At 52.7% G+C, this 15,167-nt stretch carries 12 protein-coding genes; 8 read left to right on the top strand and 4 right to left on the bottom strand.

Annotated elements, in window-relative coordinates; translation table 11 throughout:
- The first annotated feature begins 5 nt into the window (after positions 1-5).
- From MJ769_RS07780 to MJ769_RS07745, 8 genes are all read left to right on the top strand, one after another.
- Positions 6-1,967 (top strand): CRTAC1 family protein, encoded by a 1,962-nt coding sequence (locus tag MJ769_RS07780; protein ID WP_239235955.1) that lies wholly within the window; start codon positions 6-8, stop codon positions 1,965-1,967.
- A 42-nt stretch (positions 1,968-2,009) separates the two neighbouring features.
- On the top strand, positions 2,010-2,930 hold the full coding sequence (locus MJ769_RS07775; protein ID WP_239235953.1) for a prenyltransferase/squalene oxidase repeat-containing protein: 921 nt from the start codon (positions 2,010-2,012) through the stop codon (positions 2,928-2,930).
- Positions 2,923-4,053, top strand: coding sequence for a non-hydrolyzing UDP-N-acetylglucosamine 2-epimerase (gene wecB / locus MJ769_RS07770; RefSeq protein WP_239235951.1), 1,131 nt, complete (start codon positions 2,923-2,925; stop codon positions 4,051-4,053). The genes MJ769_RS07775 and wecB overlap by 8 nt, the downstream gene beginning before the upstream one ends.
- A complete protein-coding gene (locus tag MJ769_RS07765) occupies positions 4,050-5,048 on the top strand; it encodes a glycosyltransferase family 2 protein (RefSeq protein WP_239235949.1) in 999 nt (332 codons plus the stop codon). The genes wecB and MJ769_RS07765 overlap by 4 nt, the downstream gene beginning before the upstream one ends.
- 27 nt (positions 5,049-5,075) lie before the next feature.
- A complete protein-coding gene (locus MJ769_RS07760) occupies positions 5,076-5,984 on the top strand; it encodes a sulfotransferase family protein (RefSeq protein WP_239235947.1) in 909 nt (302 codons plus the stop codon).
- 480 nt (positions 5,985-6,464) lie between these two features.
- Entirely contained in the window at positions 6,465-7,391 is a 927-nt protein-coding gene (locus tag MJ769_RS07755; protein ID WP_239235945.1) for a glycosyltransferase, read from the top strand.
- Positions 7,388-7,807, top strand: coding sequence for a hypothetical protein (locus MJ769_RS07750; protein ID WP_239235943.1), 420 nt, complete (start codon positions 7,388-7,390; stop codon positions 7,805-7,807). Before MJ769_RS07755 ends, MJ769_RS07750 begins: the two co-directional genes overlap by 4 nt.
- A gap of 59 nt (positions 7,808-7,866) precedes the next feature.
- Positions 7,867-10,974 carry a sulfatase-like hydrolase/transferase gene (locus tag MJ769_RS07745; RefSeq protein WP_239235941.1) on the top strand — a complete coding sequence of 1,036 codons (3,108 nt, stop codon included), beginning with the start codon at positions 7,867-7,869 and terminating at the stop codon, positions 10,972-10,974.
- A gap of 57 nt (positions 10,975-11,031) precedes the next feature.
- Here MJ769_RS07745 and MJ769_RS07740 read toward each other — a convergent pair whose 3' ends face one another.
- Genes MJ769_RS07740 through MJ769_RS07725 form a run of 4 tightly spaced genes read right to left on the bottom strand, consistent with a single transcriptional unit; the run spans position 11,032 to position 15,138 of the window.
- Positions 11,032-11,847: a tetratricopeptide repeat protein gene (locus tag MJ769_RS07740; RefSeq protein WP_239235939.1), complete on the bottom strand. Its 816-nt coding sequence runs from the start codon at positions 11,845-11,847 to the stop codon at positions 11,032-11,034.
- A gap of 53 nt (positions 11,848-11,900) precedes the next feature.
- On the bottom strand, positions 11,901-13,043 hold the full coding sequence (locus MJ769_RS07735; RefSeq protein WP_239235937.1) for a glycosyltransferase family 4 protein: 1,143 nt from the start codon (positions 13,041-13,043) through the stop codon (positions 11,901-11,903).
- Between the two features lie 2 nt (positions 13,044-13,045).
- Entirely contained in the window at positions 13,046-13,975 is a 930-nt protein-coding gene (locus MJ769_RS07730) for a glycosyltransferase family 2 protein (RefSeq protein WP_239235935.1), read from the bottom strand.
- A complete protein-coding gene (locus MJ769_RS07725) occupies positions 13,972-15,138 on the bottom strand; it encodes a hypothetical protein (RefSeq protein WP_239235933.1) in 1,167 nt (388 codons plus the stop codon). Before MJ769_RS07725 ends, MJ769_RS07730 begins: the two co-directional genes overlap by 4 nt.
- Positions 15,139-15,167 lie beyond the last annotated feature (29 nt).

Here is a 15,167-nt window from a genome sequence, read left to right as displayed (position 1 = left end):
CTTCGATGACTTTGCCCACACGCCTGTTCACCATATGCCTAGCTGCTGTATTGGCAGGCTGCTCGCCCGCCGAAAAAGATCTCACGGTGTTCGAGGACATCACTGCTAAATCCGGGCTGGGTGCTTACGTGGGGATGACCCACGGCGCCGCCTGGGGCGACTATGACGGCAATGGACAGCCAGACTTATATCTCCCCAACCACCTCAAGCAGGCGATGCTGTTTCGCAATCTGGGCGGCGGCCGCTTTGCCGATGTTACAGCCAGCGTGTTGAGTCCAAACGATCTCGGCGGTGACAAGCACGGTGCCGCTTGGGCCGATTTCAACAACGATGGGCAACTTGATCTGGTACAACTGACCGGCGCGATTCAGGGTGTCGGCGTTGAACCGAAGCGGCTGTTCGTCAACGATAGCGGCAAGCTGGTCGAACGCGCGGCGCAACTCGGCGTCGACAACCCACCCGGACGCACCCGGATGCCGCTTTGGCTGGACATCAATCAGGATGGCAAGCTCGATCTTTTCCAGGGTGCGGAGGCCCGCTTCGACGATCTGACGCCGCCGTTCATGTACGTCCAGCAGGACGGACATTTTGACGACGCCACACCTCGGCTCAAACCCGATTCACGCTCGGCACCGTTTTGCGTGCTGGCCGAACTCAACAACGACCGCTATCCCGAAGTTGTCTGCCGCCTGATGGGCAAAGGCCGACCGGTGCAGGTATTCGATACCCGCACTTCGCCCGCACTCTCGCTCGACCTGCTGCCAAACTCCGCATTCGATGACATCATCGCGGGCGATTTCGACAACGACGGCGCAATCGACCTGTTCCTCGCACGCAAAAATCCCGGCGGACGCGTCGCACTGGCGCACAGCGGCAAAAACGTGCTGACAGCGCAGATCGAGCTGTCACCGCGAACCCTGGATCAGCCAACTTCATTTCGTTTTAAGAACACGGGCGCACTCGACATCACTTTATTCAGTCAAAACCCTGTCGATCTGACGCCCGCCGATATCCGGCTGGGTGAGAAGGCTACCCAACCGGTCGGTCTGACATTCGCACTTGTCGCCAATGGCGCGCACGGCCTACCCCAGCCGCGCGACGGCGCCCGCCTCGACGTGCTGATCGGCAGTCCAAAACCAGGCCACTGGCAGGTCGACTTCCACGCACGGCCCGAACTGTTTGGTGGCAAAGCACAATCCCGCTATTTCACCATCCGTGTGCAATCAAAGGAGTCTATCAACGATGTCGAAGCGCTTGGCGACGCGGCTAAGGATGAAACCGCACCCGCGCGATTGTTCATGAATCGCGGCGGTAAACTGGTCGAAGAAAGCAACAAACGCGGCGTTAACGCTGTTCCGATCACGGCCGTGAATGCGGTCGCCGGCGATTTCGACAACGATATGTATCTGGATATCTTCGTGCTCGGCTCAAGCGATGCAGGCAAGACTGCAAATATGCTGCTGTTGAACAATGGTAAAGGCGAATTCGAGATAGTGCGACATGCCGGTGGCGCATCCGGCTGGCTAGTCGGTGTGGGCGACTCGGTCACCACGGCGGACATCGACGGCGACGGTTTTCTGGATCTGCTCACCGCCAGTGGCGGCAGTATGGGCCGCAGCCTTGGCCTGCCGTCGGACAATGGCCGCTACCAACTCTTTCGCAATGTTGGCAATGGCAACCATTGGATTGAGATCGATCTGGAGGGCACTACTTCCAACCGCGACGGCATTGGCGCGGTGGTTCGCATTTTGGCAGGCGGCGTAACCCAAATGCGACTTCAGGATGGCGGTACGCACAACCGCAGCCAGAATCACCAGCGCCTGCATTTCGGGCTGGCGAAGCATACGCAGATCGAGAAGATTACGGTACACTGGCCGAGCGGTCATATTCAGGAATTGAGCGGGACCAAAGCCGATCAGGTACTGCGCATCAAGGAGCCGACAAAATCGGCAGCGCTGCCCGAGTAGAACAACGATAAATGACGATGCAAATAACCTTAGGAATAGAGAATGTTTGACTGGCTAAAGAAAAAACCCAGCCACGAACGGGCGATCGACTGGTTCAAACAGCATATGGTGCCAGGTCAAGGCATCATCGTGCATACGAAGCAACCGGTACCCTACCCGGAGGTCACGGGATATTTCATCCCCACGCTTTACAACTGGGACGAGAAGGAGCTGGCGCGCACCTGCACCAAGTGGCTGCTTTCGATCCAGTTTCCGGATGGCGCTTTCCCAGCACCTGATGGCGTTCCCTACACTTTCGATACCGCACAGATCATGCGTGGGCTGTGCGCAGCGCTCGGTGATGTGGAGGGCGTGGAAACCGCGTTAAGAAATGCCTGCGACTGGACTCTGACGCAGGTAGATCCAAGCGGCCGTCTCAAAACTCCTTCGACCGAGCTGTGGACCGATATCGCCAGCGATCTGATCCATACCTACGCCCTGCCGCCGCTGGTTCAGGCAGGCAAGTTACTAGGCGTGAAGGAATATGAAGAAGCGGCGCATTTCGTGCTTGATTACTACAAGAAGCAGGAAGGGCTGGTGCCTTTTAATCGGTTGTCACATTTTCATGCCTATGCCATGGAGGCATTGTGCGAAATGGGCGAGCTTGATTTGGCCGCTCGAGGTATGGCGGATGTAGAAAAATGCCAACGGAAAGATGGCAGCATTCCAGCTTATCCGGACGTGGACTGGATTTGCTCCACCGGTATAGCACAATATGCAATCGTCTGGTACACGCTGGGCAAGAAGCAACAGGCTGACCTTGCCATGCATTACCTTGAGAAAATTCAAAATAAATCGGGTGGATTCAATGGCAGCTACGGCAAAGGCGCGAAATACATTGCGGGTGCGGAAATCAGTTGGGCGGTGAAGTACTTTCTTGATGCGCACCTCTTGAAAATGCGCGGGGAAGGCAAACATGCTTAAGGTTCTCACGGTTTTCGGCACCCGCCCCGAAGCCATCAAAATGGCACCGGTCATCGCGGAACTGGAAAAGTATCCAACGTTGATCGAAAACAAAAATTGCTTGACCGGCCAACACAAAGACATGGTGGCACCACTGATTGATCTCTTCAACATCAGAGTCGATTATGACCTGAACTTGATGCGCGAGAATCAGACTCTGGAACACATCACCATCAGCGTTTTGAGGGAAGTCAGTCAGATTTTGCGCGGGGAACACTTTGATCTACTACTGGTGCAGGGCGACACGACTACATCAATGGCGGCGGCGTTGGCGGCCTTTTACTGCGGCGTCAAAATTGGCCATATTGAGGCCGGTCTCCGAACCTTCGACAAATTTCATCCTTACCCCGAAGAATCCAACAGAAAAATTATCGACGCTATGGCAGATTTATTCTTCGCCCATAGTGACCAAGCGAAACAGCATTTGCTCAACGAGGGGATTCCAGAAGCGCAAATCGAAGTAACAGGCAATACCGTGATCGATGCCTTGCTCGATGTTTCCAGCCGTCCTTACAGCTTCGCGGGTACGCCGCTGGAAGCGCTACCATTTGATACGAAGCGAATCGTGCTGGTAACGGCCCATCGCCGGGAAAGCTTTGGCGGTCCGTTCGAATCAATTTGCTGTGGTCTGAAGGAACTGGCGCTCAAGTATCATGATGAGATCGTGCTGGTTTATCCGGTACATCGTAATCCAAATGTCCGCCAAGTCGTGAACAGTGTTCTTTCCGGCATCGACAATGTATTGCTGATTGACCCCTTGGACTACCTGCCGCTAGTCCATCTGATGAAAAAGTCCTACATGGTGTTGACTGACTCGGGCGGCTTGCAGGAAGAAGCACCCAGCCTGGGCAAGCCGGTATTAGTGCTGCGCAAGGTAACCGAGCGACAGGAAGGCGTAGAGGCTGGTACATTGAAGTTGGTCGGAATGGACGCGACGACCATTGTCGCGGAGGCGTCTCGGCTCTTGGAGGATGAGGGTGCCTACCATGCTATGGCGTCAAAAGCGAATCCTTACGGTGATGGCACGGCGCGGATTAAGATTGTGCAGCGGATTTTGCAAGATGCGGGCATAGCTGGCAGATGATCGATAGCCCTACCGACAAACCGCTTGTCAGCATTGTGCTGCCCACTTACAAGCGGGCGCATGTGTTGAAAAGTGCGATCCACAGTGTGTTGAAACAGACTTACAAGAATTTGGAATTGATCATAGTCGACGACAATTCACCTGACACCACGCGCGAGGTGGTGGCTTCGTTCGAAGACCCGCGAATTCGCTATGTGCGAAACGAGCCAAATCTCAAACTGCCCCGCGCACTGAACCGAGGATTTTCGCTCGCGCGCGGAGAGTATCTAACGTGGACTTCCGACGACAATCTTTACGGCGAAAATGCGATTCAGCTTATGGTCGAGGCATTGCACGGCGGGGGCTGTGACTTCGTCTATGCGGACTATTACCTTTTCGCCGACCTGAACCCGGACGGCAGTCCGTTGGATATTCATCACGACAAGCTTCCGAGCAAAGTTCAACTGGAAAAGGGTAATCATATCGGCGCCTGCTTCATGTACACGCGAAAAGTTTATGAAACGGTTGGGGAATACGACCCGGAATTGTTCTTGGTGGAGGACTATGACTATTTCATGCGGATTGCAACGCGCTTCCGGTTGTGCCACATCCCGGAGCCACTCTATTATTTCAGGCGAGACGACAACACGTTATATATTTCGCGCTATTGCGAAGTAAAAGCTTCCGATGTATTGGTACGCTATAAAAATGGCCTGCTCAACGAGGCAGACGTGGTGGAAGCCATCGTGACACTGCTCTTACAAAGCACCGATGGGCTGAAAAATCCAATTCTGCGCTTGAGCGCTCAGGCAGTCCGCAAGGTATCGTTCAGGCTCACCACCTCACACCGTAAAATACTTACCGAATATCTACGGTGGCGACTTAAAAGCCGTGTAGCGTCACTGCTAGAAAGCTATCGCTTGAAACGCATCACCTTTGGCACCGCCAAGGATGTGCTATGCAGCTTAATGAAAGAGCTGGGGACAATTGCGTATATCCAGCCTAAAACCAAGTAAGAAATGCTACGTATACATCAATATTTAATGTCAGCACTGCGAGGCCCCGCCCAGGCACGTGCGGCTCATCGACAGGCTCTGTCAAGACGCCCGTGCATAATCTCGGGTATTGAGCAGTTGCAAAGCGCCAGCCTGGTTGCCGATATAAATGATGACGCAGAGCCGATTTTTCTCTTGTCTGCCGGCTGGCGTTCCGGATCAACCCTGCTGCAGCGACTCATCATGTCGGATTCGCGGGTACTCATCTGGGGCGAGCCGTACGACGAATGCGGCATGATTCAGGCGCTCGCGGACAGCATGAAGGCATTTCGGACCGATTGGCCACCCGCCGAATATTACTACGACGGCACACCGCCCGCCGACCTGTCCGGTAACTGGATTGCCAACTTATTCCCCTCTCTTGAGGATTTACGCAAAGGGCACCGCGCTTTCTTTGATGTTATGTTCTCCGAGCCATCCAAACGTGGCGGTGCCGCGCGCTGGGGTATCAAGGAAGTGCGGCTGGGCAGCGAGCATGCCTTCTATCTGCGTTGGCTCTACCCAAAAGCCAAATTTATTTTTTTGTATCGCAACCCGCTGGACGCATACCGTTCCTATGCACGATATGGCCGCAGCTGGTACGATATTTTTCCGAACAAACCGATGTTCACACCCACCGCGTTCGGCACGCACTGGCGTCAGTTGATGCAAGGATATTTGAGAGACGCTAAAAAACTCGATGCGCTGCTGGTGCCGTACGAAGATCTCGTTGGGGAGTGCCCGCCACTTAAAGAAATTGAAGCATATCTTGGTATCCGCATAAATCATTCAGTACTAGACGGCAAAGTGGGTAGCTCAGAACGGGGTGGCAAGAAAGTTCGCCTTAGCGCGCTCGAAAAATGGCTGCTCAAGCGGGCCGTGTCGCCGGTGGCGAAGAAACTGGGATATGACTGGTAACTTATTGATCTGTTCATTAATCATGGTGCATCAACTTGGTCACGCGTATCCCTCCCCGCCCCATTTACTAAAGAAAGAGCCTGTTTCAAGCAGCATCCTGGGGTGCATCCCTTTCCAAAAGGGGCGTTGGATGAAGTCGCTACACGGAGGATGCAGTTTCGACGTACCGAAGTCAAAATATAAGCTCTTCAACAGCCGGTCTGTTTTTCCGCCCCATTACCCTCCTCTCCCTCGAAGTGAGAGAGGAAGGTAATAATAAGTTTTTCTGATTAGCGACGAAATTTAGCCAGCACAATCGACAAGCCTGAAGAAACAGCAAAGTATGAGCATTTCGCCGAACGGCGATGTGCAATTTAGATTCACAAGGTGTAATCGCTAAGGTTTCTCATCCATATCGGACGAAGAAATTGTGTAGCTAAACTTTGTGACTAATAATGTAAGTCTTTTATTTTAAGTTTTAATAAGAGTTAATCTACGATCATGGACGCCACAATTATTGTCTGCACCTATAATCGCGCCGAATCGTTGCGTGACACGCTGGGCGCGCTGCACACTCAAAAAACCAGTCCGTCGCGCGAGTGGGAAGTTGTTATCGTCGACAATAACTCCAAAGATCACACGCGCAAAATCGTGGAGGAGATGCAGTCCGAATGGCCTCTACTGCGCTATGAGTTCGAACCGGCTCAGGGACTATCGCACGCGCGCAATCACGGCATCGCCGCCGCGCGGGGAGACGTCCTTCTTTTTACCGACGATGACGTGCTACCTGAACCGGACTGGATGGAAGTAACGCTAAGTGGACTGGAGAAGTTCAACGCAGACGCGTGCGGCGGTTACATCGCGCCGATCTGGGAAACGCCGCCGCCCGCGTGGCTCACCGAGCGCTTTTATGGCTTTCTCGCAGTTCGTACTGACCGTATCGACGACTACGTAATCACACCAACAAGCCAGCCACCTTTCGGTGCAAACATGGCTTTTAGAGCATCTCTTTTCGATCAAGTGGGAGGGTTCGATACCTTACGCGGGCGCAAAGGTAAAGTACTGGCTAGCGGCGAAGACGGCGAGATGTTTGAACGAATTCTGAAGGCAAATATGAAAGCAGTTTTTCTGGGGCGATCACGGGTTCACCACAAAGTCGAAACGTTTCGCCTCACCAAGGGTTACTTCCGCCGCTGGCGGTTGCAAACCAGCCGGAATTTAGCCATCACGAAGGGAATGCCCGGCACGCGGCGCATCTTCAATATCCCCTTTTACCTGTTTCCGCAGTTCTTCAGGGCGGTTCTGCGGGTCATCGGTGGGCATGTAACTCAACCCCGAGACGAGGCTTTCAATCGTGAAATGGTTGTGTGTCATTTCCTCGGCACCTTCCAAGGCCTATGGCAAAACCGACAAGGGCGGGGAAAATGACACAGGTGCCGTTCCGTTTTGATGATCCATCCCCTCACGGCCATTGGCAGGTCGAGGCTGATTCGCTGGCCGCGCTGGAGCGTCACGGTCCGAATGCAACCGTTGCAGTCAGCCCCTATTCCTTGATGGATAGAGACATGGTGGCGCTTATTGCGGATGTCCTCCCCCATCTAAAGAGCGCAGCAAATGCCGGATTCATTGAGATCGCACAGTACGGCTATTACCGCCAGCGAAGAGGTGTTACCGGCAAGGGTGGTACGAGCAAGTTTTTCGGTTTATTGTCTAATGCGCGACAAAGGATGATAAAAGCTGGGAGGGCACGAAATATCCGTAGCAAGCTCCCTTGGCGATTTCAGGATCGCCTGCCCCCTAGATTGATTATTCCAGCTTGGCGTACCGTCCTCGCAGCATTGTAGGGCCCATTCCAATCCTGATGCCCACCCATATCAATGCTCACACACATCCATAGCGTCCCATGCTCAAACTGACTGTTTTGATTTGCACCCACAATCGCGCCAATTTGCTTGAGCGGGTGTTGACTTCATTGAATACAGCACAGCGACCAGAAATGCCCGTACAGATTCTGGTCGCAGCAAATGCCTGCACCGACGATACGGTAGCGCGCATGCAGATATATGAGATGCAACAAGCAACTAATGGTTGTTTACCGCTACGTCTGATTGAAGTACCCACGCCGGGCAAGTCGCATGCACTCAATCGAGCCATTCCAGAAATCGACACTGAACTCGCAGCTTTTGTTGATGACGATCATCGGGTCGATGAAAATTATCTAATCGCTATCGAGCAGGCTGCACAGGCCTGGCCGGATGCGGGCTTGTATTGTGGCCGCATTCTGCCCGACTGGGATGGAACTGAACCCGAGTGGGTGCACGACAAAGGACCGTATCGGGTTTACCCACTACCAGTGCCCCGCTATAACCAGGGCAATCAACCCAAAACGATCACGGCGGAAGAAGGCCCTATCCCCGGAGGTGGCAATCTCGTGGTGCGACACCACGTGTTCGCCCTTGCCGGGCAGTTTTCAACCGAGCTTGGGCCGCACGGTCACGATTTGGGTGGTGGCGAGGACAGCGAATATGTATTGCGCGCCATGATTCGCGGTGTACGTTGTCAGTACGTGCCGGGCATCGTTCAGCATCATTATGTGGATATTGATCGTCTGAAACTCAGTTATCTGCTTAAAAAAAGTTTTCAGCGCACTCGCTCAATCTCACGTATTCAGGGCAACGGTCGAATTCCGCTCTATATGTGGCGCAAGCTGGCGGAATATGGGTTTCACAGCGTGTTTAGCCACTCATGGGCTAAGCGGCGTTTCTACTGGATGCGAACCGCTGCCGCCTTAGGGGAAGTGCAAGGCCGTCGGGAATCAGGGCATCGTGGCAAAAATCTTTCGCTTCCTTCTGATTTCAGCACATTTCTTACCGGGATACTAGCTCTTTTGACCGTCATCTGCGGGCTGATCGCATGGTTTGTCAGCGGCAATTCGCATTGGGCGGGCGTGCTTCCTGCGCTGGCTGTGGCAGGCATCGGAACCATGGCTCTGCTAGCAAAATCTTTGTTTGATTTTTCTCAAACCGGGCCGCGCATGCGTGATGAAATCCGCACCTATTACCGGCACTATATCGTGTTCGCCTTGGCACGCCTCAGTCTGTGGGCGTTTGGACTGATGCTGTATATGGGCGGCGGCGGCGTGCTTATATACTATTCGCTGAATATTAATTTGGGTTGGACCTGGTCCTCAAAACTGGCTATTCTAGCCGCCATACTGGGGCTGCTCGGTGCAAGTGCGCTCCAATTCATCCGCAAGCTGCGCTTCAATCCGGGGCTACTGGTCGCCTCAATGCACTATCGCATGAGTCGGTTTTATTCGCTGTGGCATTGGGCCACCCCTGCTCGCATCCATTTGATACAAAGTATGCTCGGGATCTCTGCCATGCTTCTAGTGATCGCCGCTTCGTGGCAATTGTCACAGCAAAATAAAGTGGCAGAGCTCATGGCTTTTTGGTCGACCGTACTGTTCTACGTGGGGACGATCACTTGGGCGGCTTGGCTGCCAGAAGCACAACATCGAGGTCGCTCGCTTGGACGGCCAAGCGATTCGCCACCGAATATTCTGATGATCGGATCGGATACGCTGCGTGCTGATCGCTTGGGCGCACTTGGCTACCATCGCGCGGTCACACCTCACATCGATGCTCTCGCTGCAAAAGGTACACTGTTCGCCAATTGCTATGTGCCTTGCGCACGCACCGCACCGAGTCTAATTTCCATGCTCACCGGCACTTGGCCGCACACCCATGGCATCCGCGACAATTTTGTCAGTGACGCGGAAACTCGACTCAAAGTGGATGCTTTGCCACAGCTGCTCAAGCCACTAGGCTATCGTACAGCGGCGATGTCTGACTGGTGTGGTGGCGACATGGGCAAATTTTCCTTCGGTTTCGATTACACCGATCTACCGGAAGACCAGTGGAACCTGAAATATCTGATACGACAGGGACCAAAGGATTTACGCCTGTTTGTGTCATTGTTCACCCACAACCGGTTGGGGCGGCTGCTGCTACCAGAAATTTATTACCTCGGAGGTGTGCCGCTGACCCAATCGATGGGTAAATATGCTCGGCGTCTGGTTTCGCGTCTAGCGGATAGCGTTCAGCCATTTTTCCTCAATATATTTTACTCCACCACTCACCCTCCATTTACCTCGGAATGGCCATGGTATACACGATTTTCTGACCCAACTTATAACGGCGAATCCAAGTTCGCCATGGCACGACTGACTGACCCATTCGAGGTCATCCGTCGTCAGGGCGCACCTAAAGAGGAATTTGATCTCGATCAAATCATTGATTTGTACGACGGCTGCGCGGCTGAATTTGATGATGAAGTAGGCAAGATGCTCCGCCATCTCGATGATTGTGGCTTGGCAGACAGCACTATTGTCGTTGTCTACTCGGACCATGGCATGGAGTTTTTCGAGCACAATACTTGGGGACAAGGAAACAGCGCGGTGGGCGATTTTTCAGCCCGGATCCCGCTCATCATCCATGACCCACGTACTCCCAGTAATGGCATACAACAACAGATTGTGCGCAGCGTTGACATCGCACCGACCTTGCTGGAACTGGCCGGGCTAGCTATTCAAGAGGCAATGGAGGGCGTATCTCTGGCGTCTATCATACGTGGTAAAAACAATGACCTAGAACTACCAGCCTTCAACGAAACCGGTATCTGGATTACCGACCTGCCGGGTATGCACGAAGACCACTTGCGCTACCCAAATTTACTAGAACTGCTGGAAGTTCCCGACAAGGCCAGCGGCACGCTGGTAATAAAGCCGCAATACCATGACATTGTGCTTGAGGCAAAGGACAGAATGATCCGTATTGGCCGCTGGAAGCTGGTTTACCAGCCTGCTGTAGATGGCGCGCGATACCAATTGTTCGACTTAAAAACTGACCCAGGCTGCCAGCACAACCGCATTGCCGACAATCCTGAATTGGCAGAAACCATGAAGCTGCAGCTACTAACTTGGGTGGGAAAATGCGCTAAGACTAAATAATAACTGGATTAAATGATAATTTAGACTCAAATATATTGTCAGTAACACCTCCACAGATCAGTGATTGATCATGAGTTCCTCTGGCAGACAAAAACGGCAATATGGATTGGTAGGGGTGCCAATCTTTTCGGGCACGACAACTGGCGGTGAAGCAGAAACAGGTTGCGTAGTGGGCAAGTTAACTTCGCTTGTCTCAGCGGCTTGCACAACAGGCATTGGCGTAGGAGCGTCCTGTGCAGCCCGCTCGACTGTGGGTGGGGGTGGCGTAAAGGTTTTACCTGTTACCTGTTTATATCGTCTTTGCATGGATTTACTATTTGGCGCAAGCTGTAACGCTTGTTCCAATGCCGTAATATATTTCGATTTCTGACCGGTATTCTTATAAAAGTAACTGAGTGCAACATATGCTTGAACATAGTTTGGATTTATTTGTAGCGCTTGCTGAAACTCACTTTCCGCTTCGAAATTGCGTTTTACGGCAGCAAACAACTTGCCTTTCTGAACATGCATCTCCGGCCGCATCCAGAAAGTGGGCGACGAATGTTCAAATATATACTCAAATTCACCTATTGCGCTTTGAAAATAGAATTGCTGGTCACTTTTGTTACTGAAAGATCCTTTATACCGATTAAAAAAAACCAGCGCATAACAGTAATGGTGGAAGTGCTGCCAATCCGGCCCTACCTTTCCGGGATATTGTCTGTCGGTTGCCGGATTGAAATTCAATTTTGCTTGGCAAATGCGTGGCAGTATTGATATTTCTGCCGCAGTAGCTTTATATGGCAACACAGCTAATGCTTGCTTCGCTCCAAGCAATCCAAACACCACCAGTATTGTCAGTGTAAAAGCATTGCGTAATTTTATTAGCCTCATCCTTTTCTCCTGTTAAATTCGACTTAAACGCAACAACGGCCAATGATCAGGCATTATTTCGTTTGCAATTGTTGCGTTTCTTTAGCCACGATAGCCCAGTCAAATCGTTTGATCGCTCTTGTTAATGCACGGTTTCCAATCTGCTGCGCAGATTGCGCATTTTCCAATATTCGTTGCAATGCAATAGTGACCGCAACGGTATTCGTGCCATCCACTCTGAAACCCGTCACCCCGTCCACTACGGCTGCCCCAGTGCCGCCAGCCAGCCCCGCAATGGCGGGCTTGCCGCATGCTGCTGCTTCGATAAATACCATGCCGAAACCTTCAGTATCACCATTAATCTCACGGTTAGGCATGATAAATACGTCACAAGCATTGTACCAACGCGGCAGGTCATCAACACTCACGTGCCCCAACAAGTGAACTCGTTCAGTCACGCCATGTTCGCGCGCCAGATCGAATAAATAATCATAATCTTCGCCAATGCCAATCAGTACGTACTGTACATCCAACCCCGCATTAATCAGTGCAGGTAGTGCCTGGATCACTTGGTCAAATCCTTTACGCCGTGACAGACGCCCTACCGACAAAACCAGCTTGCTAACATCCGTTACGCCAACTGATTGCCGCAACTCAGCACACGCCAAACCTGGGCGAAAGCGGGTCACGTCCACACCAGGATAGATAAGTGTTATGCCGGCAGGATTCACGTCCATTTTAATGAGTGCATCGCGAGTGTATTCGCTGTTGGCAATAACCCGGTCAGCGTGGCGCAAAGCAAAGCGCATTGCCTTGTATTTGCGACCATACCCCCATGTGGTAAGTTCCTCGCCATGAGCGTATATCACGACTGGATGAAAAGTCAGCCGTGCCACCAGCCAGGCTGTGATACCTTCCGGCAGGGCACGACCGGCATGGATAGCAGTGAATCTGTGAGTAAGCGCCAACCATAAGGACTTGATAAACAGGTTAGCATACATGCCCAACGATTCCGGTCGCAGCCAAGTCACCCGATGCATGCGGATACGATGTACTGTGTTGGAATGCGCCGCGTCCACCGCTGCCGCACCCGGCACATCGGCAGTAACAATGTGGGTTTCCTTACCCGACAAACGCTGGTATACCTCGGCAAACCAGACTGCGGTGCCGCCTTTGGTAGGTAAAAATAATTCGGTAAGTACCAAGTAACGGGGCATGTTTAGCCTTTAAGAATGGACAGTAAATTGCGCACGCTAGCAAGGCTAGGCGCTTCAATTAGCGAAGGTAACACGGCACGTACCGCACCCACACGGTTACCTGTCCTACTCAGCGCATAGCCCAGATTCAGGCGTGCCTGGCGCAGTCGCGTGGTGTATCCACGACGCACCACGGCAGGCAAGTTGGCGGCCTGTTCACCTAGGGCAATCAGGGTACGTACATTTTCGAACTGCGCGCGCACCGGGTCAGCGCGAGTTGCACTGGCAGCGTGGACGGAATATACCGCCAACGGCTCGCAAATTACGCCCACACGGCGGCTGCGCGCTACCAGTCGTGTAAGAAGGTGTACGTCCTCACAGACCTTAAATCCCAGTGGGTAACCGCCCAATTCCAGAAAAGTGGCACGTGGCAAGCTTAGGGTATGGGTATCGCCGAAATGATCGGCAATAAAAACCTCAAACTCTTCCTCCTGCATAACCACTTCACGGCTATCTGCAGCCTTGGCCAGCATGACACAACCTGACACCTTGCTTTCCATGGAAAGACCCATCAATGCACCGCTGGCATCACGATATTCATAATCGCCGGTGAGAAAATCCAGGTTTTCGTCACGGACGATCCATTCGCCATGCCGTTTTAATCGGTTGGGAAAGTACCAGTCATCAGCATCAAGAAAAGCCAGCCAGTCGCCACTCGCTATGCGTGCACCATGGTTACGTGCGGCAGACACCCCGGCATTGTCCTGGTGCAGGTAACGAATTTTTTCCCCATAGCTTGCAGCCACTGTAGCAGTAGCATCAATGGAGCCGTCGTCAATCACAATAATTTCAAACGCTGGCCAAATTTGTGCCAGCACTGAATCAACTGCGCGCGCCAAAGTATCTTTCGCATTGTAAGCGGGAATAATGACAGAGAAACGTGGCGCGCTCATGCAGTCCATTTGCCTAACATCCACAGCGGCAAGACCAATCCAGTAAGCCGCGCAAGCTTCCAAAAACGCGACACTCGACTAATGCGCGTAAGCCAAGCAGGTACACGGGCTCGCGGAGCAGTGATAATCAGTGACGTATCCTGGTTCGCAATTGCCTCAGCTATATCTTGCGTGGACAAAAATCGCAGCTTGCTATAGTGGGCACGTGCTTCTACCAGCAGTCGGTTCAGCTCTGCCAGTGCAGCCGTGGACTGAGCCGGATCACCTAGAAAATTGAAGCGGTGGGTTTCCAGCAAAGTCGGACGACCACACGCAGTTTGCAACGATAAAGCATCCAAGCCTTTTTCGGCACGATGACCCAGTTTAGGTTCAAAATATTTGTCGCGTACCAGGTACATCACATCACCTTGGCCACGCTCGCCGTTCAGTATTAACCTGCCGTCTCCTTTCGGCCGCCCTTGCCCATCACGACTTTCGTAACGAGTGCCCGGAGTAATAACGCAGCTCACGCCGTGGGCGGCCCAGGCACGCTCCACTATGTTATTCCAGATAAAAGTGGTGGGCACAGCAATGACTGGCTTTGCGCCGAAAATTTGCATGTACACTTTAACTTCTTCCACTACAGCCGCATAAATTTCTGCTTCTGGCAGCGGCTGAGAAGGAAGTGAAGCAGCGTCAATCCAGCGACTTTGCAAACGGGGAGGCAGCTCTTCACTATGCGCTAACCCATTTGTTTGCAGCCACACAGATACTTGAGCATCTGTCTTTGCCGCCGCCATTACCGCAGGTGGCCAATAGTGCTCCATGCCATGCAATTGGGGGGTGAATACGCCTTCATTGATTCCCGCGCGCAGTGCAGCCAACACAGGCTCGAAACGCGCGAGATCAAGAGCAATCCGAGAGTACGCTGACTCTTTTTCTGCGCGCATGGTCTCCGTATCCGCGATGCTCAAAATGACGCCCAAAGTCATCACCGGGTAATGACCAGACTGATCCCGGTGACCTTTTAGTATCTGTCGCAGTGCATCTAGTGCGTGCGCCTGCTCCAGCGGCCCCGCACCCCAATCGTCACTCTCAAAAACCAGTATCGGGCAGCATAGCACCGGTTCCCGCCAATAAGCGGCCAGCATATGACGATAGACGAACAACAACATAACTTGCACGAACAGCCAAACTATAATTATTCCACCTA

It is taken from the genome of Candidatus Nitrotoga sp. BS (assembly GCF_927797785.1).
Lineage (GTDB): Bacteria > Pseudomonadota > Gammaproteobacteria > Burkholderiales > Gallionellaceae > Nitrotoga.
The sequence above is the reverse complement of the archived record's forward strand: the minus strand, read 5'-3'. Positions and strand labels throughout refer to the sequence as shown.